A 20,552-nucleotide genomic window follows, 5' to 3' on the forward strand; every position below is an offset into this window, starting at 1 on the left:
ATGTTCAGGAAATGCCACATGCCCTTGCGGCGCTGAAAATCATGGAACACCCGCAAATCGGTCTTTAAATCCCTCCCCAACGCGGACGGGAACGGGAGCCAGCAACAGGCCAGGAAAGAACGCCCTGCGGCGCCGGCCCAGATTGCCGCATGGCATACGGCGCTCCACGCGGTTAAAGAAGAACCGCGTCAGCGCACCGCACCCCAGACGATGATGGCCGCCAGGCACAGGAAGAGGACGCCCAGCAGCATTTTCACCAGAAAGGCGTGCTTCTGCTGGTAGCGGATCAGGGCCTCCGCCTTCATCCCCCGGTAGGCCAGGAAGAAAATGAGCAGCAGGGGCAGGATGAATGCCAGGTTGTACAGGGCCAGCATGCCCACGGCGGACGAACTCCCCTGCCTGATCTGGTAAATGATGGGAGCGTACACCTGCCCGGTGCAGGCCAGTTCCAGCGCGGAAATGACGATCCCGGCAGCGAACGCCGCCACGATGAAGCGGGCGGACTTGCTCTGCTCTCTGGCCGTCCGGCGGATGCGCTTCTTCAGGAAATCCGGCAAAGTCAGCGACATGTCCGCCAGCCGTCCCCGGCGGGCCAGCCACGCATCCCGGAAGGAAAGGACGGCCGCAAGCAGAGCCAGCAGGGAGAACAGGACGTCCATGACCATCTTCAGGGAAGACCACGCCTGCAGCTGCCCGATGAGTTCATGGAACGCCAGGCCGATGGCGAAGTACGTCAGATAAACGGAAAGGACGAAGCTGCCGCCCGTCAGCAGCAGCTCCCGCGGGGAGCGCCGCGCAATCTGCAGATAGGACAGGAAGAAAATCAGAGTGGCGAACGCGCACGGGTTGACGCCGTCTATCAGGCCGCCCAGCAGCACCACGCCCAGGGAAAGGCTTTCATACGTGTCTTGCACCTCCTTCCCGGCCTGTTTCATGGCTTCTCGGTCCATCATGGCCCACGCGGGCCGGGTTCCGTCCGGGCGGATGCCGCTTTCCGGCTGCCTTCTCGAATCTTCCAGCAGGGCCTTCAGGTTGCCGGAGGTCAGGCGGTCGCGCATCAGGCCCCCTGCCGCTCCGAATACGGACGGGGCAATCAGCCTGTCCCGCTGGGGAATCTTGAACCGTGAAGACAGTAGCGCGTTGAATTCCGTTCCCCGATCATCCGTGATGGAATAAGTCTCCAACTGCATGGCGGGATATTCCCGGCGCAGGCTTTCCAGGTCCCGCATGACCCTGGCGCATTCGTCGCAGCCGCTTTTCTCAAAGAAAACGACCAGGAACGGCGCATTCGGATCGGGGGGATGTGTCCCAGCCGTCTCCCGGACCGCAACGGAATCCGTCTCCGCCGCCGATGCGGCTTTTTCCCTGCCCTGCATCATGGACGCAAAGCTCATGACCGCCGGAACGGCCGCGGCTCCGTACTTGCGCGTCAGGGAGGAAGACCAGTACATGTCCTTCAGCACCTCGGTGGAGACGCGGACGAACAACCGGCGTTCCTCTTCCGTCAGCTTGCCCTTGCCGGGAAGAGGATCCGGCGGTTCAAAGGCAAACATGGTGCCTCCGCCGCTAAAGTTCTCGTACATTTCATATTCGCGACTCTGTAAACGGTCCGTAAACACATTCTGGAAATAATCGAGAAGCTTGTCCCATTCATTGTTATACCGGCCCTGTTCCTCCAATTCCTCATTCTTCCGGGAAACCTCTCCCAGTATCGCACAAAAGGCGTCCACATCGCACTTGCGCGAAGCCACCAGTTGTGCCAGGGAGGCGTAAACCCGTACGCGAAGATCCGGGTCCTTGACGGCCAGCCGGGAAAGGGAGGCCAGCACATCCGGAAGGAGGGATGACTTTTCCGCCTTCCTGCCGCCCAGGTAGGATTTCTCGTAAAGCCGCCTCAGCGCGGGGAAATCCCCTTCCAGAAGTTCCCCCTCAGGCGACCTGAGCGCCATTTTGATCCCGCTTAACGGCATCAGCAGGGTGATGGCGTTGCATCTGACCATGGGGTCGGGAGAGGAAAGGGTCTGAACGATCCATTCCGGAATCTCCCGGATACCCTGCGGAAAAGTCCTGAGGGACGCGAGAACCGGGTTTTCATCAACTCCGGCGGGAGGGAAAACGGCATGGGGATACTCCTGCAGGAACAGGGCGAATTCCGCAGAAGCCCGCTGCCATGGAGAACGGGCGGGATCATCCGCCACACCGCGTATGTACTTCCGCGGGAAAAAGATGGAATACTTGTCCGGCGGAATCCTTTCAAACAGCCTGGAAATCTCGTAACTGCCCAGGAAATTCCTGAGGAAATACGTCCAGTACTGGTCGCCGTACTTTTGCGTGAACACTTCGTCCAGAAATGCCTGCATCTCCGCATTCCTCCGGGAATTATTCAGGATGGTAAGCTTCCTTCCTCTTGATTCTTCCCTTTTGCTGGAAGAATAATATTCACAGACTTTTTCAAAAAATGACTTCATGCGTTCGCGGACTTCCGGGTCCTCATCCTGCGCCACCAGCTTCACAAGAGGCAGGTTCCTGAACAAAAAGTCCTTTTCACTGCTTATTCTGTAAGCGATCTCATACCGCATCTCCTGGGGCAGGATACGGTAGGAAGCCAAAACACTGCGGAACGCTTCCTCATCCCCGTATTGCAGCAGGGTCCGGATGCATTTGTTCTTCAATCCGGAATATTCCTCATCCTTCAGCGTGGAAAATTCTCTCAGGATATTCACCAGTTCCACACCGAAAGACTGTATTTTTTTCAGTTTTTTGATTTTCTGGGTCTCCCAGTTATCATTGGGATCAACCTTGATATCGCCGAGAATGGCCAGTTTGCACAATTTACCGATTTCCCCGTAGGAAAGAGACATGGTGGAAATCATTTTTTCCTTTGTTTTGAGGGGAACGGAGGAATCTTTCAGCCGGTCCAGCACAAACCTCCAGGCCTCAGGGGAAGAATCTTCGTCCAGACGGTCCGCCTCCATGACAGCCAGAATGCTTTTCACTTCCGGATCCGGATGTTCCAGCAGACACTGGATGACGAGTTTGGCCGTATTATTGGGATCAGAAGCCGTCAGCATGTTATCCCACTGGTCTTCCTGACGGACCAGTACGTTCACCTTTTCCGCGGGCATTCTCTTGAGCATGGCCTGCATGGCGGGGCTCAGCTCCGCGTTTCCGGCCATCATGGCATACAGGATGACGGGGACCATGTCCGGCATGTCGAATGCAAGCTGTTCCAGAGCCGGAGCTAGTGCGGCACTTTTCATCCGCGCCGCCACCAGAAACGCCGCTGCGCGCACGGATTCGTCTTCATCCCGGAACATCTCCACCACGCGCGGATACAGGAGTTCCGCAGAAGAGGGCCGGACAACGCCGCTCCTGACCGCCGCCGCGCGTATTTCTCCCAGCTTCCCGTCCAGGGGAGGCTGGACGATCCTGTGTTTTCCGGCATACAGCAGGGCCTGATGGCGGATTCTCCATTCAGGGTGCCGGAACAATTTCAAAAGCTGTTCGGGATCAATGGCCGTTTGGAGCTTTTCGATCTCCGACAGGGACTTCAAGGCGGCCAGGCACAGGTCTTCCGACTCCGAAGAGGCATGCCTGACCAGCAGCTTTTCCAGTCCCGCCCGGGATTCCTCATCGTCATTGTCGCTGGCCCTCCGGAACGCGATTTGCAGCACATTTTCATCCGTTTCCCGTTCCAGGAGGGGAGCGATATGGTCCACGGCGCTCTTTTTGCCGTTTTGCAGGAACACGTCCACCGCCACTTCCCGGACGAGGGGATCGCGGTGATCCAGGAATTCATGAATGACGGGCAAGGTGGAAACGGGTTTCTTCCGGAGAGCTTCCAGAGCGTCGATGATGTCGTTCCGGTGGCTGCCGGCCAGTTTGCGCGCCAGCAGGGAGGCGTCCGGCGTTACTTCATCCAGCTGCATCCGGAAACGCGCCTGACGAATGGCTCTCTCCGTATCCGCATCCAGGTCCGGATGCTTTTCCAGATACCCCGTCAGGAATTCCAGAGCCTGCCGCTTGCGGGAAAGAAGAGCCCGGCAGGCGCTTTCCCTCGCCTTTTCCGTTCCCGTCAGGATCATGGAATACAGGCGGGTATCGTCCTGCTCCTTTCCCCCGTTTTCAGCCCGGGAAGGCTGTTTCAGCCACGCTTCCCAGGACAGAAGAGGGCCGGGGTCGGCTTTGTCCGGGTCCGTCCAGGGGTCAAAGCCGAAGTCGTTCCCCGCCATATCCTCCAGCGCATCCAGCGCCTTGCTCCGAACGGCCAGGCGCTGGCTTTTCAGCATGGCCACCAGGTCCGGACGCGGGTCCTTCCCCTCCTTTTCCAGAAACTTGACCAGCGCGGACGGCTGTTCCGCCGCTATCAGCTGCTCTTCCGTCAGAACGGTTCCCCCGGCGTTCAGGCCAAGGAACATGGACAGGCACAGGAAATGGAACAGGAAGGGCTTCATCAGCGCAGAAGGGCGTAAGCCAGAATATTGGCGTTGATTTCAAGGGCGTTTCCCAGTTCGCTGCCCCCGCAGCAGCAGCATCCCTTGGAGTGGCGGCTGTCGTTGAGGCCGTCCGCGGAATAAATGATGACCAGCTTGTCATTCAGCGTAACGCCTTCCAAATGGCCTTTCGCGGCCTGTTTCCCGGCTTCCAGCTGCTTGATGTTGAAAACGGTTGAAAAAACAGGATGGCGCATGGACACGGGCTTGAGAACGGCTTCTCCGAAGATGGTGCGCATCTCCCTGCGGAAGGAAGCGTCCCAGGCGGCATTGGAGCACCCGGCGGAAGCCAGCAGGAAGCCGCCCGACTGGACGTATTTCTTCAGGTTTTCCCGTTCCCGTGCCGTAAGGACGAAGTCCCCCTCCCCGGTCATCACCACAAAGGGGAAGCGGAACAGTTCCTCATTGTCCAGCCGTACGGCCCGGAACCGCCTGCTGGTGGAAATGCTGGTTTTCTGCTGGACGGTGGACAGGAATTCGTCACTGAAACAGCGGGAAGTCTGCGTACCCGCATAAATCAGGTTGCCGCACTGAACCACGCCTTCCTTTCCCCAGCTTTCCGCCGGATACAGGAACAGCGCGGCAAGAACCGCCGTCATCATTCGTTTAAGGTTCGTTTTCATTGTTTTGGCTCGTTTTGCCTGTGTTGTTCAAAGTATTGCCTGACGGCATCCCGGTAAAGGCCGGGCACCTGCTGCATGGCCGGACTGCCCAGGCCGTCCCCCGGCGTTTTTTCCTGTTTCCGTCCGGCTTCTTCATCCTTATGGCCGGAAGAGGAATGCCGGGCGTTCGTTGCGGTCCCGTCTCCGCCTTCCCCCTTCTGCGAACCCTCGCCCGCTCCTTCCCGGGACGGGCGGGACTGCTGGAACTTCTCCCTCTGGGGGCCGAACATGGGGGCTCCATTCATCAGGCCGCCCCCGCCATCCCCCTGTCCGCCCCCAAATCCGCCTTTTCCCTGCTTTCTGCTCAGCATGGAATTCAAAAGCTGCTGCATGGCTCCGGCGCATTCCCGGCTCATGCCGCTTACGGAACATGCTCCTGTCGATGACGCGGCGGGGTTTTCCCCCAGCAGCTTCATCATGATTTCCCAGGCTCTCTGCGCCCTGTCCGCCGCTGCCGCGGGCTTGCCCGCGTAACAGGCGGAGGCACTCTCTTCCATGAGTTCCGCAATACCCGCCTGAAGGCATGCCTGGATAAAGGCGGCCATCTCCCGCCTGAATTCCTCCGCTTCCCCCGGAATGGCGGAAATCACGGCGGGAGCCCTGCTGTGCCAGAGCCAGTACAGAGCCAATATTTCCTTTTGGGATTCGCCCAGGGACTTCAACTGCTCCGCAGTCACGGAGCGCCCCTCCTTCCGTTCGGACAAAAAGCGCCCCAGCATGGTCGCCGTCTCTTTCTGAGAATCCGCCAGACGGCGGAACTCCATGATCAGGTCGTACCCCTGCATGATTTTTGCAGCCATTTCCGCTTCTCCGCTCTGCCGGGCCGTTTCCTCCTGCGGAGCGCGCAGCCTGTCGCGCATGGTCCGGAAAAACTCCTGGGTGGATTCCTGAGTTCCGGGAAGTTCTCCGGAAAGGTCTTCCTCATTCTTCGCAATGATTCCGGCCAGGGAGGAAGCCGTTTCCGACAATTTACCGTCCGTGTCGAAAATAGGAAAATCCTTCGCCATCTTTTCCGCCAGTTTTCTGACTTCCGCGTGCTTTTCCTTCAATTGGACGGCTTCTTCCCGGCTCAGTCCGGACGGATTGGCTTTCTTCGCCCTGTCCAATTCCCGGACCAGATCGGCAATGGACTGGGCCAAAAGGCGGTATTTGTTGACGAACTCATCCACGCCCGTCCTGATGCGCAGCATTTCGCGGTACTGTTCCTCACTGATGACATGCACCGTGACAGGTTCTGAAACCGTCATGTTCAGCAGGTAGGGATTGGCGTCGCGGGCCTCCACAGACAACTGGAGCACATCCCCGGCCCTGGCCCCCAGCGCCGGCAGGGAAAGCTGTTCCGCCAGGAACAGGGACTTTTTGGACGATTCCGGCACGGGCATTTCAAGCGAACGCGCGCGGGAGCCGCTCACGCTCCTGACCCACGCCACACGGGTGGCGCCGTAGTCGTCCTGCACCTCCGCATGGAAGGGAATCACCACGTCTTCCAGGGCCACGGAAACCGGAGCGGGGGCATGAATAACCACGGACGGACGGGCGTCCGCATTCACCCTGACGCGGTTTTCCAGAGGCCGTGCCATCCCGGTCCCGCGGTAATCCGTCATCTGGATGGACGCCGTCCCTGACTGGCGCACGCGGAGGGGGAAGGAAATGCGGCCGTCCGGCAGAAGGACTCCCTGCACGGTTTGCGGCTCCAGGTCCTTCCTGTCCGGCGTAAAGACGGCTTTCCCGGACATCAGAGGACGATTGCTTTCCAGAATGAAATCCGCCGTGCCGCCGTCAATCACCGTCACATCCTGGCCGTTCAGGGGATATTCCACGGGCGGCAGACCGGTATATTCCGGCGGGGACACGATCACGGAGCCGCCCGCCACCTTGGGCTGGTAGTTGATTTCCAGCGGAAACCATTCGCTCCTGGCCTTTCCGCCGGCAGTGGCGAAGGCGATCCGGCACGGAGCCGTCAGTTTTTCCAGCCTTCTGGCCCAAATGCCGGACTGGTCGCGGAACGCGGCCAGCTTCTGGACGGGATGGCCGTCCGGCCTGACCCATATTTCCACGGGAGAAGTCAGCGGAGCCCCCGTGACGCGCACCTGCATCAGGGCGTCCTCACCGTACACGACGGAAGAAGGGGAGTCCACCAGTTCAAAACGGTAGGGGGAAAGGGGCGGTATGTCCTCCCACGGAGTGCACAGCCTGCCGTACAGCACTCCGGCCGCATCCCGGTTCCATGAGGCCAGCGCCGCGCACATGGCCAGCAGCAAAAGCAGGCCCCATACGGATTTTCTTTTCAACAGGCGCCACAGGCGGTCGTTCTGCGCGTATTGCTCCAGCCGGGAACGGGCGGCGCGCTCCGTTTCCCCCATCAGCCAGGCTCCCAGGGAATGGCCGGAAGACTCCGCCGCAAAAGGGCTCCGGCTCATTTCCCAGAAGGAAAGCACGGTTTGACGGGCGTCATGGTTGGCGGAATCCGCCTTGCGCGCCAAGTCCGCCGGATTCCTGCGCCACGCATGCGTCAGCAGTGCGGCCAGCAGAACCAGCAGCAGGAGCGCCAGAACGGGGGAGGCCCATTCCCGCGTCTTATTCTCCAGGGGGGAATAAACATCGGCCAGGACATACAGGCCGCATGCCAGAATGACCGCCATCCCCCACAGGGAGCAGGCGGCGGCCAGCGCCCGGCGTCTCTCCCGGCGCAGAACGGCGGAAAACAGTCCGCGGAATCCCGGAGCGGGCCGGGAGGCGGATGAAGCCGGAGTGTTGGAGTCCTTTTCCTTCATGGGGTTGTTTACAGTAATCCGTTGCGGCGGCGCACCCACCAGTACAGGGCCGGAAGCAGGGCCAGTACCAGCAGGACGTACCAGCGGTTCCAGAGGGGGAAGAAAGCTTCCTCCCTGCTCGTGTAGTCGGGCGGCGGTTCCATCATGGCAGGCAGGGTCCCGTCCAGTTCTTCACGGGACAGGCGGCGGCCCCCGGTCAATTCGCTCATGGAAGCCAGAAAAGCCGGGTCCGCATCCAGATTGTCCCGTTCCCCCGGCGGTTCGGGAACATCCAGACAGACGTCCGGCATGGGGGAAGCGCCGCTCCCCGCCATGCGTGCGCGGAGAATGTAGCGGCCCGGTCCGGGGGAAGTGAACACGCCGTTCCAGCGGGGCAGCCCCCCGCGGGAGGCGTCCTGCCGCGCGGCGGCTGAAAAGATGGTTTTTTCCGGATTCCTGATGTCCGCCACTTCAACGGACACCCCGGACGGCCGCCCTCTGCCCCTCCAGCTCATGGAGAAGGAGACGGGAACGCCAGGTTCCACGGAAGTGCGCTCCACATGCAGGGAAAGGTCATAGCCGGGGAGGAATTCGGCCGCCGTCTGCATCCACGGCAGGAACTGCCCCCAGAAATCCTCATACCAGTTCCCCAGCCTGAGTGCCTCCGGGAAAAAGTCCCACTTCCACAATCCGTCGCCGTTGATCATGCCCGCGGCGCCCATGCCCACTCTTTTGACGGCCAGCAGGGGAATGCGGCCGTCCGGGGACCGGGCCACTACCCGCGTGCTGGGGAAAATTCTTTCCACGTCCCAGGAATCCTCAAGCGGCGGCAGGGAACGCCACACGTCGGCCCCGGTACCCGGCAGCACGACGCCGAACAGGCCGTCCTTCACCCCTTCCGGGGACGGGGTGAGCTGGTGGTCACCCGGGAACGGCGCCTTCCAGGCGAAGGGTTCCAGGGCTTCCATCTCCGGAAAGCGGCCCGCGTACGACTTGCCGCGCGCAAAGACGAGCAGGCCGCCGTAATCGCGTATAAAGGAATGCAGGGCGGCGGCGCGCGCCGGGGTGATGATCCGTTCCGCCCCCTTGCCCAGAATGACCATGTCAAAGCGCAGGAAATCCTCCAGGGAAGAGGGGATGGACTCACCGTCCGCCTTCGCGCCGGTTTCCTCCCCGGTGTTGATGCTGTAAAAACGCTCCTGGGTCAGCATGTGGATGGAACGGACGTCGAACGAAGGCTGGCGGCGCAGGAACTGGGCCAGGAATTTGCTGTCCCAGTACGGGGCTCCCTCCGCCATGAACACGCGGATGCGCGATCTCATGGCTTGTACGGAAAAAAGGGCTTCATGGCCTTCCGGTCCGGATTCGTCGCCGGGCACGGCATCGCATTTCAAGGAAAAATGGGCCGATTTGGGCGGGCACTCCAGAGTGAAATTCACTACGGCGTCCGCATCGTCGGCCACATTGACCACCTTCCTGTCCAACACCCTGCCCCCGGCATCCAGCAGAGACACGGCGGTCTGGACGGCACCCAGCTTCCTGTTCCTCACCCGCGCGGACGCCTGAACCGTATTTCCGGGGAAGGAGTGAATGATGGTCTTGGTCGCTTCCAGCGTCAGGCGGGGGGCCTCCCACTTCTCTCCGTAGCACAGGGTATGGACCGGAACTCCCAGATTCCCGGCCTCCCGTGCCAGCCTTCCCAGATGCGCGGGCTCCGTGTCTCTGCCGTCGGAAAGAAGGATAAGGCCGGAAGGGGCGCGCCCTCCGGAGCGTTCGTCCTCCAGCAGAGTGGCCAGGGAGCGGGACAGGGGGGAGGAACTGCCGTCCGCCTCCACACGGGCGAGCGCTCCCGCATCCGGCAGGATGGAGGACGAATCTTTCACAGAAACCCAGCGCACGTCCACGCCGTCCGGCACCAGGCCGGCGATGGATTTCAAGTCCCTGCGCGCGGCATCCACCCGGGAACCTCCCGCACCGGAGGACTGCATGGGGGCTGTCATGGAGGAAGAGGCGTCCAGAGCGACGATCCAGACGGGACGGGAATGTACCGTCAGCGTTTCCTTCCTGCCCGGATTGGCAAGCAGGAACAGGGTTCCGGCAATTCCGGCCAGGTAGGCCGCGGACACGAGCATGCGGGTGCGCGGGCGGAAACTCCGCGTGCCGCGCGCCAAAAGAAAACAGAACAGGACCAGGCAGGCCGCGGCGGCGACGCCCAGCCAGCCCCAGGGAATGACGGGTTCAAAGATCATGATTGCGCCTCCTTTCCATCATGGACCGTCCGGACAGGCAGGGAGGAAAGCCAGAGTTCCAAGGCGAAAAGAAGAACGGCCGCCCCCAGCAGCCACGGCCACAGAGGTATTCTGCCCGTTACTTCCACCAGTTTTCCGGAAGCCGTGACGACAGCCACGGATGCAGGCAGGTTCCCCGCCGCCAGCGTTTGCAGGTTGGATTCCCCCACCGGGAAGTTGACTACCTGGGTATGCAGGGGCATTCCGGCGGCATGGCGGCCGCTCCACACGTAGGTTCCGGGAACGGCGGGAGCCACGGAAGAAAGAAGGCGCTTGCCGGAAGAAAGGCGGGATTCCTTGCACAGAAGTTCCGCTCCGTCCGGCCCGGTCAGAACCACGTCCGCTGCATCCAGCGTATCCGGCAAAATCCAGGAAGGAAAGTCCCTGCCCGGCTCCGGAGCGGCTTCCCCCACCCCCTCCTGGCGGGATTTCAGCATGGCTTCCGCCAGGAACGGGAGGAAGAGGGGGGATTTCCCCCAGTCCGCATCCATGGACTGGACCGGAACATTCCACAAAACAAGGGCTCCCCGCCCCTTCACCCTTCTGGCAATGGCCGGAACCCCGTCTTCATAGCGGACGAGAACGCTGACCAAATCATTCCAGGAATCCGGAGCCAGCCCTTCGTTCAGGCGCCGGAACACGCGGGCATCCAGGGGGGAGGCCGCATCCCCTCCGCGGAACAGATCGAACACGGAGTCGTCCGGCAGAGCGGCATTCAAAGTCCAGCCTTTTCCCGTCTTCTCGTATTCGGAAAAGGTTCTGGGGCCGTCCGGAAGGCCCATGAGCGCGTTTGCCACGGCATCCCCGGAAAAATCAGGCACGGCTACAATGACGGAGCCGGCCTCCGCCAGCGCCTCCATCTTCTTCAAATCCTCTTTTTCCGGTTTGTTCCAGACAATGAAATCCGGCTGTTCCCTCCCCAGTCCCCCGGCGGACTGGACATCCAGAAACGGAATGAACCGGAGGGCCTTCATCATGAAACCGAGCTGCGCCTCATCCTGCGTTACGGCGTCGCATTGCAGGGAAGCTCCCACCCTGACCACCGTTCCGGCGGTATCGTCCGCGGGGAACGCATCGTGGTCCAGCGTAACGAAAACGGGCCATTCCTCCACGGAGGCGGGAACTTGAGCCTGGAAGGAAACCGTTTCTTTGGCTCCCGCGGGGATTTCAGCCGTACGGGAGGCCCGCAGGGAACCGGCCTCCAAATGGGCCGTGACGCGCACGGGCTGAGAACCGAAGTTGGAAAGAACGGCCTGCACCGTTACGGACTGCCCGGGAAGCACTGTGGCGGGCATCACCTTCAGGGAAGTCACGGCCGTGTTGGGAAGGCGTTCATGGTCCGCCACCTGAATGCACCGCACGTCCAGGTCCGGAGGAAAGGCCTTCTCCCAGTCCACTCCGCTCCAGTTGGACGACTGGAAATCGGAAAGAATGTAAACGGAAGTGGGGCGCGTGGAAGCCGTCCGTGCCGCCTGCTCCACGGCCAGGGCCAGCGCGGCGGCGGTATTGGCCGCCTCCGGCCTGCTGTGGATGCGCTGAAGCTCCCTGTTCACCAAGTCATGGGAGGGCATGGGCTCCCGGAACAGGGCGGCGGGGGCCGCATCCGCCCAGATGAGGTTCACCAGGTCCCCCCTTTTCAGATCCGACATGATTTGTCCGGCAAAGACACCCGCCTTGGAAATGCGGGATTCCTGGCCGTCCGCCGCGGACATGGAAGCGGAACGGTCCACCACCAGAATGACGGAGCGGCTGCCCTGCTCCTCCATGCTCCGCCCGGCCATGTAGGGAAGCAGGAACGCCGCCGCCAGGCAGGCCGCCGCCAGGGTCCGGACGGCCAGAAGAAGCCAGTCCTTGGGTCTTCTCAGGCGCACATGGCGCTTCACCGCTCTGCGCAGGAAAATCAGGGAGCTGAATTCCCGTTCCCTGGGCCTGCTGCGGGCAAAAAGATGCACCAGCAGCGGAATGGCCGCCGCAGCCATCAGCCAGAACAGGGGATTGGAAAAAAACAGGTTCATGGAGAGAGGAAGTCAGGAGAGGAAAAGATCAGCCTGCCAGTTGGTCGAAAAGGCCGTAGTACGGCTCCCTGGTGGTTGCGGACATGAAGGCCACGCCCCTGGAAGCGGCCATGGAACGCAGGGCCTGGCGGTGGCTCATGAAATCGCGCCGGTAGTCCTCACGCACGCTGGCGGCGTTCAGCACCAGGCGGTCCCCCGTCTCCATGTCCCGGTAGCGGACGGCGCCCTGGTCCCTCAGGGAAAGTTCGCCGGGGTCGAGAACCTGGATGAGGATGATCTTGAATCCCCGGTGCAGGTAGGGATTCAGCGCGTGGAAGATGGAGGCTGGGTCGTCCAGAAAATCGGAGACGACGACCAGCGTCCCCTTCCTGCGGAGAAGCCCGCGGGAACGCTCCAGCGCGGCGCTGACGGAGGTGAGGCCGCCCGGCGCATTGTGTTCCAGCCGGTTCAGTATCTGGTCCAGGTGCTTCATGGAGGAACCGGGAGGAATGAAACTGCGTATTTTCTCATCAAACAACTGGAGGGAAACCATGTCATGCCCCCGCACCACCAGCCACGCGAAACAGGCGGCAAAAAAGGAAGCGTACTCCAGCTTGCTCATGGGGCCCATGTCCCGGAAGCCCATGGAGGCGCTGCTGTCCACCAGCAGATGGCATTCCAGATGAGTCTCATGTTCAAACGTTTTCAGATAATGCCTGTCCGTACGGGCATAAACGCGCCAGTCCACCATGCGGACGTCGTCCCCCTGGGCATACTGGCGGTATTCCAGAAAATTGCTGGAAGCCCCCCTGCCCCTGGCACGGTGGCGGCCGGACATCCACCCTTCCACCATCATTTTGGCGGCAAAACGGTAGTTTGCCAGACGCCGAACGTCTTCGGGACGCAGATATTTGTGGCTCGTTTCGCTCATGCGCGGTCTTCCGGATTGAAAAAAGGAACGGAAGCGGGATGCTGCGGCAGGCTACAGGGATTCCTGCAATCTGCCCAGAATGTCCTCCACGGAAACACCTTCCCCGGTGGCGTTGTAATTGGGAATCAGGCGGTGGCGCAGAACGGGCCGCATCACTTCCCTGACTTCCTCCACGGAAACGGAGGTTTGACCGCGCAGCAGGGCCAGCGCCCTAGCCGCCCTCAGCAGGCACTGGGAAGCGCGGGGGCCCGCTCCCCATGCCAGGTAGGACCGGATGTAATCCGGCGCGGAAGAGGATTCCGGCCTGGTGCTCTGCACCAGGCGCACGATCGCCTCATACACGTGATCGGGCACCGGAATCTCCGTGACGGCATTCTGCAGGGCGATCACCTGCTCCGCATCCAGCAGGACTTCCGGTTCCGGCATGGACAGGCCGCCGGTGCGCCGCAGGATTTCCACTTCCTGCGCGGCATCGGGATACTTGATCAGAATCTGGAAGAAAAAGCGGTCAAGCTGGGCTTCCGGCAGGGGATAAGTGCCTTCATGCTCCAGCGGATTCTGCGTGGCGTACACGATAAAGGGCTCCGCAAGCGTCCGCGTCTTTCCGGCCACGGTGACCTGCTTTTCCTGCATGGCTTCCAGCAGGGCCGCCTGGGTTTTGGGGGGAGTGCGGTTAATTTCGTCCGCCAGCAGCAGGTTCGTGAATACCGGACCCGGCACATACTCGAACGCCCGGCTGCCGTTCGCGGAGGTCTGCAAAATCTCGCTGCCCAGAATATCCGGCGGCATCAGGTCCGGGGTAAACTGGATGCGTTTGAAATCCAGCCCCAGAATCCGACCCAGCGTCCCGACGAGCAGGGTCTTCGCCAGACCGGGAACGCCCACGATCAGGCAATGCCCGCGGCACAAAAGAGAGACGAGCATTTGATCCACCACATCCGCCTGTCCCACGATCACCTTGGCGGCTTCTTCCCGGACGGACGCTACAACGGCGCGGATACGCTCCCAGTCCGAGGAAACGGACTCTTGTTCTTCATTATTTATCATAAAATAGTTGGTAGGAAACTCCATCAGATTCTCATAACCATGTCCCCTGAGTCAATTCCATAATGGAAAAAATCAATGATATGCGTTTGCCTTGAAATCCGGCGGGATTTCCGCCATAATATATCCTGAACGCCAGCTTCCGTTCCTCTATCTTTCCATGAAACCCTATTACACCCTGGCCGATCTTCTGGATGAAGAAAACCCGTTCGATGCCGACGAACCCGTTGCCGCCGGACTGGCCGTCATCGGCTACCCCATCGACCATTCCAAATCTCCGGCCATGCAGCAGGCCGCGCTGGATGCCGCGGGCATCAAGGCGCGCTACATACGCATCCAGGCGTCTCCGGAGGAATTCGCGGACGTGGTGCGCCTGATCCGGGACAAGGGGTTCATCGGCGCCAACGTGACCGTTCCCCACAAGCAGGCTGCCTGCGCGCTCTGCGACGAAACGGATGCCCTGTCCCGCGCCACGGGGTCGGTCAACACACTCGTCTTCCAGAAAGACGGCTCCATCACCGGGTTCAATACGGACGGCCCCGGTTTTTCCCGAGCCATCCGGGAAGAATTCTCCGTGGACCTCAGGGATTTGAAAATCGTTCTTCTGGGAGCCTGCGGAGGCGCCGGACTGGCCCTGGCCTACACCTGCGCCATGCAGCGCTGCGAACGGCTGACGCTGGCCGGCAGATCGGAGGAAAAACTCCAGGCTCTCAAGAACAGGCTGGATTCCTTCTTCATTGACGAAAACAGGCTGGAAGGGGCGTACGACCGCCTGACGGCCCACCTGAACAACACGCCTCGCTTTAATGCGGCCGTAGAGGATGCCGATCTGATCGTCAACGCCACGGCCCTGGGCCTGAAACCTACGGACCCGTCCCCCGTGCCGTCCTCCCTGTTTTCCGCGCACCATCTGGTATATGACCTCCAGACGCACAACGACGCCTTCCAAATGGAAGCCCGCTTCCAGGGGGCCAGGACGGCCGACGGCCTTTCCATGCTGATTCACCAGGGCGCTCTCTCCTTTGAACGCTGGTTCGGCATCAAGCCGGACGTAGCCGCCATGCGCCAAGCCCTTGAAAGGAAAGATGCCTGATACCTCCCCTATCTTCGACATCCAGGCTTTCCGGAACGCCCTGGTGGAATGGTTCAGGCGGGAGGGAAAAGATTACCCGTGGCGGCGCACGGAAGATCCGTGGCACATCCTCGTTTCCGAGCTGATGCTTCAGCAGACCACCATTCCCACGGTGCTCGGCAGGTATGAACTCTGGATGCGCCGCTTCCCCACTCCGCACCACCTGGCCGCCGTGGACGAACAGACGGCCCTGCGTTCCTGGGAGGGTCTGGGGTATTACCGCCGCGTGCGCTCCCTCCAGGCCATCGCGCGAGAAATCGTCACTTCGTTCGGCGGAACATTCCCCTCGGACAAGGAAGGGCTGAAAAAGCTTCCCGGCATCGGCCCGTACACGTCCGGAGCCCTGCTCTCCTTCGCCTTCAACAAGCCGGCCCCCATCGTGGACGCCAACGTGGCGCGCGTGCTGTCCCGCATAGACAACTATTCCACGGCCGTGGACTCCACGGAGGGACTGAAATACCTGTGGGCACGGGCGGAAGAACTGGTGGACCCGGATCATGCGCGGGAATTCAACTCCGCCATCATGGAACTGGGGCAGACCTATTGCCGGATCAGCGCGCCGGACTGCCTGCTCTGCCCCGTGCGCTCCTTCTGTACGGCGGAACGGCCGGAAACGCTGCCCGTCAAAAATCCCAAGCCGGAAATCACGCGGGCGGAGCACCACGACATCCTCTACATCCGCAATAAATCCATCCTGCTGTCCAAATGTCAGGAAGGCGAACGCCACGCGGGCATGTACCGCTTCCCCCAGCGGGACGACGACCACACGCTCTCCCTGCCCCATCTGTTGAAACAGACCTACAATGTGACCCGCTACCGGGTCACCCGCTATATCCACCATGTGACGGACGCCCCCGCTTTAAGACCGGAGGAGGAACTGATCCCGCTGGAAAAAGTTCATGAACTGCCCATGGCCTCCCCGGACCGCAAGGCCCTGAATTCCGCCGCACTCGGCAAACTGCTGGACAAGATCAAATGACTTCCGGCCTGACACCTGAACTCACTCTCTCCGCCTACTGCCAGGGATGCTTCCCGATGGCGGATCCGTCCACCGGGGAAATTTCCTTTTATGAACCGGACCCGCGAGCCCTGATTCCCCTGGACGAGCGTTTCCACATTCCCCACGGCCTACGCCGCACCCTGCGCAAAAAACCTTTTGAAATACGGATGGACACGGCTTTTGCGGAAGTCGTCCATGCGTGCGCCCGGACGGACCAGCCCGAAGAACAGTGGATAGACGGCCAGATTGAGGAAGTGTACGGCAAACTCCATGAAATGGGATTTGCGCACAGTGTGGAATGCTGGGATGGAGAAGGACTGCAAGGCGGCCTGTACGGGATTTCCCTGGGAAAGGCGTTTTTCGGGGAAAGCATGTTCCACCGGAAAACGGATGCCAGCAAGATAGCGCTGGTGGCGCTGGTGCAGTACCTGCGGGCGCACCAGTTCCTTTTCCTGGACACCCAGTGGACAACGCCGCATTTGCTGAAATTCGGGACGTATGAGGTGCCGGCCCGGGAATACCGGGAAATGCTGAAACGGGCGCTGGAGGGGTGAGGGGGAGAGGCGGCTTTAATGGACTTAATGGACGGAAGGGGCAAGGATGGACAACGGATTTATTCCCAAACACGGAGGTTACAAAAATCTGGTTGTTTACCGGATTGCAGAGGTCACTTATGATTTCACCTTCCGGTTCTGTAACAAGTACGTAAAAAATCAGGGACGAACGTATGACCAGATGGTTCAGGCGGCACGTTCCGGCATGCAGAACATCGCGGAAGGAAGCGTGGATTCGGGCGTCAGCAAAGCATCTGAATTGAAACTCACCGGAATCGCTAAAGGAAGCCTTCAGGAATTAAGGGAAGACTATAGTTCCTACATGCGCCAGCGGGGCCTGGAACAATGGAAAAACAACAGTCCTTACGCACAGGAACTGATTAAAGCCAGATTTTCTTCAGCACAGGAAGTCATCCGCTGGGTAGGAACGCACAAGGATTTCCGGCCCGACCACTTTGGAGCCAATGCGGCGATTATCCTCATTAATGTGGCTCTTGGCCTTCTTACGAGACTCATCCAGGCTCAGGAACGGGATTTCCTGCAAAACGGCGGCATTCGCGAACGCATGACTCGCGCCCGCCTGGAACAACGCAAGCGCCGGGACAAGTAACCCATCATAGGAGGAGCACCTCACCCAGTCCACTCTGTCCATTAAGTTCATTCCCCCTCCCTATCCACAAAAAAGCCCGCGGCTCCGGAGAGCCACGGGCTGACTTTTAACCCTTAACAAAGACTTACGCCTGTTCCAGAGCTGCCTGGGCGGCGGCCAGACGGGCGGTCGGGACGCGGTAGGGGGAGCAGCTCACGTAGGTAAGGCCGAGCGTGTTGCAGAACTTGACGGAGGCGGGGTCGCCGCCGTGTTCGCCGCAGATGCCCAGCTTGATGTCCGGGCGGGTGGAGCGGCCAAGTTCCACGGCAATCTTCATGAGCTTGCCGACGCCTTCCTGGTCGATGGAGGCAAAGACGTTTTTCTTGATAATTTCCAGTTCCTGGTACTGTGGCAGGAAGGAGCCGGAGTCGTCGCGGCTCATGCCCAGGCCCGTCTGGGTCAGGTCATTGGTGCCGAAGGAGAAGAACTGGGCGGTTTCCGCGATTTCGTCGGCCGTGACGGCGGCGCGCGGGATTTCGATCATGGTGCCCACGAGGTAGTCCACCTTGGTGCCCTTTTCCTCGAACACCTGCTGGGCCACCTTGTCGATGATGGCTTTCTGGATGTCCAGTTCCTTCTTGAAGGCCACCAGGGGAACCATGATTTCAGGCACCACGGCAAAGCCTTCTTCCTGGGAGACTTCCACAGCGGCTTCAAAGATGGCGCGGGCCTGCATTTCCGTGATTTCCGGATAGGCGATGCCGAGGCGGCAACCGCGGTGGCCGAGCATCGGGTTGAACTCGTGGAGTTCAGCCACGCGGCGCATGATGACTTCCACGGGCATGCCGATCTTCTGGGCCAAGTCAAGCTGCTGTTCCTTCGTCTGGGGCAGGAATTCGTGCAGGGGCGGGTCCAGCAGGCGGATGGTGCCCGGCAGGCCCTTGAGCGCCTTGAAGATGCCCTTGAAGTCGCCCTTCTGGTAGGGAAGAAGCTTGGAAACGGCCGCCACGCGGTCGCTCTTCTTGGTGGAGAGGATCATTTCACGAACGAAGTCGATGCGGTCCCCTTCAAAGAACATGTGCTCCGTGCGGCAGAGACCGATGCCCGTGGCGCCGAAGGCGAGGGCGGCTTCCGTCTGCTTGGGAGAGTCCGCATTGGTGCGCACCTTCATCTTCGAGCAGTCGTCGCACCACTGCATGAGCTTGGCGAAGTTCTGGTAGGTACGGCTGTCTTCCGGCTTCATGGTCTTGGAGATCAGAACCTGGATGATTTCAGAGGGGGAGGTTTCCACCTTGCCGGCGTACACCAGGCCACTCGTTCCGTCGATGGACATGTAGTCGCCTTCGTTGAAGGTCATGCCGCCAACGGTGACGGTGCGGTTATTGTAGTCCACGATGACTTCGTCGGCGCCGCAGACGCAGACCTTGCCCATCTGGCGGGCGACGAGGGCCGCGTGGGAGGAGACGCCGCCGCGGGCGGTCAGAATGCCTTCCGCGGCGATCATGCCGCGCAGGTCTTCCGGAGAGGTTTCCAGACGGACCAGGAGAACTTTTTCACCGTTGTCCGCGGCTTCCACGCAGCGTTCCGCATTCAGGTAGATGCGGCCGGTGGCAGCGCCGGGGCCGGCGGGAAGGCCGCGGGTGAGCATCTTGGCCTGCTTGATGGCCTCGCGGTCGAAGATCGGGGTCAGGAGCTGGTCCACCTGGTCCGCGGGAATGCGGCGCACGGCGGTTTTCCAGTCGATCAGGCCCTGCTCCACCATTTCACAGGCGATGCGGAAGGCGGCCACGCCGGTGCGCTTGCCGTTGCGGGTCTGGAGCATGTACACGGTGCGGTCCTGAATGGTGAATTCGAAGTCCTGCATGTCGTGGAAGTGGTTTTCCAGCACTTCGCGGATGCGCATGAGTTCATTGAAGGCGGCGGGCATCACGTCGTGAAGGGCTGCCACGGGAGCGGGCGTGCGGACGCCGGCCACCACGTCTTCACCCTGGGCGTTCATCAGGAATTCGCCGTAGAATTCGTTTTCGCCGGAAGCGGGGTTGCGGGTGAACGCCACGCCGGAACCGGATTCTTCACCCGTGTTGCCGAATACCATGGCCTGCACGTTGACGGCGGTGCCCCATTCGGAGGGAATGCCGTATTTCTGGCGGTAAACGATGGCGCGGTCATTGTTCCAAGAACCGAACACAGCGCCGATGGCACCCTGGAGCTGTTCCCACGGGCATTCCGGGAATTCATGACCGGTGCGTTCCAGCACCAGCTTCTTGAAGCGGGAGACAAGTTCCTTCAGGTCGTCCGCGGAAAGCTTGGTGTCTTCCACGTCGGCGCTGCCGTAGCGTTCTTCCTTGATGGCGGCAATGGCGGCTTCAAAGGGTTCGTGGTCTTCATCCGGGTTCTTCTGCACGCCCAGCACCACGTCGCCGTACATCTGCACGAAGCGGCGGTAGCAGTCCCACGCAAAGCGGGGGTTGCCGGTGGCCTTCACCATGGCTTCCACGGATTTTTCATTCAGGCCGAGGTTCAGAATCGTGTCCATCATGCCGGGCATGGATTCCCGGGCGCCGGAACGCACGGCCACCAGCAGGGGCATGGCTTCCGTGTCGCCGAACTTGCGGCCCAGGATTTGTTCCATCTTGGCAACGCCTTCCTTGATCTGGGCGTCAAGCTGGGAGGGATAGGTGCAGTCGTGGTCGTAGTAATAGGTGCAAACTTCCGTGGTGATCGTGAATCCGGGAGGAACAGGCAGGCCGATGCGGGCCATTTCCGCGAGGTTGGCGCCCTTGCCGCCCAAAAGATTTTTCATGCTGCCATTGCCGTCAGCGGACCCTCCGCCGAAGGAATAGACGAATTTGTCAGTGGATGCGCTGCACGCGCAGGAATTGGTGGACATATCGATTGTTGTAGTCGAATTAATGATTCTGCCCCAAAGCCGGCCGCATGAGTCAACAAGAGACCCAAAAGCAAGTTGGGGTCGAGTAAAGATGCCCGGCGCATCCGCCTTTGTCAACTCGAAATTGTAAGGAAAACAAAAATGTTTTTGATGATTTTTGGGAGAAAATATTTTCCCCGTTTTTTCCGCATCTCGGCACCTCCCGCTGATTTACCTCACAGC

12 protein-coding genes are annotated in these 20,552 nt (G+C 60.7%); 4 read left to right on the plus strand and 8 right to left on the minus strand.

Annotation, left to right across the window (positions count from 1 at the left end):
- Positions 1-188 precede the first annotated feature (188 nt).
- From OQH67_RS12135 to OQH67_RS12165, 7 genes are read right to left on the minus strand one after another with little or no spacing between them, the layout of a single operon-like run.
- On the minus strand, positions 189-4,454 hold the full coding sequence (locus tag OQH67_RS12135; protein WP_215436518.1) for a cytochrome c biogenesis protein CcdA: 4,266 nt from the start codon (positions 4,452-4,454) through the stop codon (positions 189-191).
- Positions 4,454-5,095, minus strand: coding sequence for a DUF4159 domain-containing protein (locus OQH67_RS12140; protein WP_215458927.1), 642 nt, complete (start codon positions 5,093-5,095; stop codon positions 4,454-4,456). The genes OQH67_RS12135 and OQH67_RS12140 overlap by 1 nt, the downstream gene beginning before the upstream one ends.
- A gap of 17 nt (positions 5,096-5,112) precedes the next feature.
- The gene (locus OQH67_RS12145) at positions 5,113-7,929 is read right to left on the minus strand and encodes a DUF4175 domain-containing protein (protein ID WP_215436523.1); all 2,817 of its coding nucleotides are present in this window, start codon (positions 7,927-7,929) and stop codon (positions 5,113-5,115) included.
- Between the two features lie 8 nt (positions 7,930-7,937).
- Positions 7,938-10,157, minus strand: a complete 2,220-nt coding sequence (locus tag OQH67_RS12150; protein ID WP_215436525.1) for a vWA domain-containing protein — start codon at positions 10,155-10,157, stop codon at positions 7,938-7,940.
- Positions 10,154-12,211 carry a vWA domain-containing protein gene (locus tag OQH67_RS12155; protein WP_215436527.1) on the minus strand — a complete coding sequence of 686 codons (2,058 nt, stop codon included), beginning with the start codon at positions 12,209-12,211 and terminating at the stop codon, positions 10,154-10,156. The genes OQH67_RS12150 and OQH67_RS12155 overlap by 4 nt, the downstream gene beginning before the upstream one ends.
- A gap of 28 nt (positions 12,212-12,239) precedes the next feature.
- Positions 12,240-13,121 carry a DUF58 domain-containing protein gene (locus OQH67_RS12160; RefSeq protein WP_215436529.1) on the minus strand — a complete coding sequence of 294 codons (882 nt, stop codon included), beginning with the start codon at positions 13,119-13,121 and terminating at the stop codon, positions 12,240-12,242.
- A gap of 51 nt (positions 13,122-13,172) precedes the next feature.
- Positions 13,173-14,168 (minus strand): AAA family ATPase, encoded by a 996-nt coding sequence (locus OQH67_RS12165; RefSeq protein ID WP_215436531.1) that lies wholly within the window; start codon positions 14,166-14,168, stop codon positions 13,173-13,175.
- 157 nt (positions 14,169-14,325) lie between these two features.
- On the opposite strand from OQH67_RS12165, the gene aroE reads away from it, so the two are divergent.
- The 4 genes from aroE to OQH67_RS12185 are packed head-to-tail and all read left to right on the plus strand — an operon-like array spanning position 14,326 to position 17,461.
- Positions 14,326-15,258: a shikimate dehydrogenase gene (gene aroE / locus OQH67_RS12170; protein WP_215436533.1), complete on the plus strand. Its 933-nt coding sequence runs from the start codon at positions 14,326-14,328 to the stop codon at positions 15,256-15,258.
- Complete coding sequence (locus tag OQH67_RS12175) at positions 15,251-16,276, plus strand: A/G-specific adenine glycosylase (RefSeq protein WP_215436534.1); 1,026 nt, start codon at positions 15,251-15,253, stop codon at positions 16,274-16,276. The genes aroE and OQH67_RS12175 overlap by 8 nt, the downstream gene beginning before the upstream one ends.
- Positions 16,273-16,851 (plus strand): leucyl/phenylalanyl-tRNA--protein transferase, encoded by a 579-nt coding sequence (gene aat, locus OQH67_RS12180; protein WP_215436537.1) that lies wholly within the window; start codon positions 16,273-16,275, stop codon positions 16,849-16,851. Before OQH67_RS12175 ends, aat begins: the two co-directional genes overlap by 4 nt.
- Before the next feature lie 46 nt (positions 16,852-16,897).
- Positions 16,898-17,461 (plus strand): four helix bundle suffix domain-containing protein, encoded by a 564-nt coding sequence (locus OQH67_RS12185; RefSeq protein ID WP_215436539.1) that lies wholly within the window; start codon positions 16,898-16,900, stop codon positions 17,459-17,461.
- 124 nt (positions 17,462-17,585) lie between these two features.
- On the opposite strand, the gene ppdK is transcribed toward OQH67_RS12185, so the two are convergent.
- The gene (ppdK, locus tag OQH67_RS12190) at positions 17,586-20,330 is read right to left on the minus strand and encodes a pyruvate, phosphate dikinase (protein WP_215436542.1); all 2,745 of its coding nucleotides are present in this window, start codon (positions 20,328-20,330) and stop codon (positions 17,586-17,588) included.
- Positions 20,331-20,552 lie beyond the last annotated feature (222 nt).

The organism is Akkermansia biwaensis, from assembly GCF_026072915.1.
Lineage (GTDB): Bacteria > Verrucomicrobiota > Verrucomicrobiia > Verrucomicrobiales > Akkermansiaceae > Akkermansia > Akkermansia biwaensis.

Coding starts and splice junctions, on each gene's coding strand:
- OQH67_RS12175 (WP_215436534.1), top strand. CDS start 15,251: ATGCCTGATACCTCCCCTATCTTCGACATCCAGGCTTTCCGGAACGCC.
- OQH67_RS12140 (WP_215458927.1), bottom strand. CDS start 5,095: ATGATGACGGCGGTTCTTGCCGCGCTGTTCCTGTATCCGGCGGAAAGC.
- OQH67_RS12135 (WP_215436518.1), bottom strand. CDS start 4,454: ATGAAGCCCTTCCTGTTCCATTTCCTGTGCCTGTCCATGTTCCTTGGC.
- OQH67_RS12185 (WP_215436539.1), top strand. CDS start 16,898: ATGGACAACGGATTTATTCCCAAACACGGAGGTTACAAAAATCTGGTT.
- aroE (WP_215436533.1), top strand. CDS start 14,326: ATGAAACCCTATTACACCCTGGCCGATCTTCTGGATGAAGAAAACCCG.
- OQH67_RS12160 (WP_215436529.1), bottom strand. CDS start 13,121: ATGAGCGAAACGAGCCACAAATATCTGCGTCCCGAAGACGTTCGGCGT.
- OQH67_RS12145 (WP_215436523.1), bottom strand. CDS start 7,929: ATGAAGGAAAAGGACTCCAACACTCCGGCTTCATCCGCCTCCCGGCCC.
- OQH67_RS12150 (WP_215436525.1), bottom strand. CDS start 10,157: ATGATCTTTGAACCCGTCATTCCCTGGGGCTGGCTGGGCGTCGCCGCC.
- ppdK (WP_215436542.1), bottom strand. CDS start 20,330: ATGTCCACCAATTCCTGCGCGTGCAGCGCATCCACTGACAAATTCGTC.
- OQH67_RS12165 (WP_215436531.1), bottom strand. CDS start 14,168: ATGATAAATAATGAAGAACAAGAGTCCGTTTCCTCGGACTGGGAGCGT.
- aat (WP_215436537.1), top strand. CDS start 16,273: ATGACTTCCGGCCTGACACCTGAACTCACTCTCTCCGCCTACTGCCAG.
- OQH67_RS12155 (WP_215436527.1), bottom strand. CDS start 12,211: ATGAACCTGTTTTTTTCCAATCCCCTGTTCTGGCTGATGGCTGCGGCG.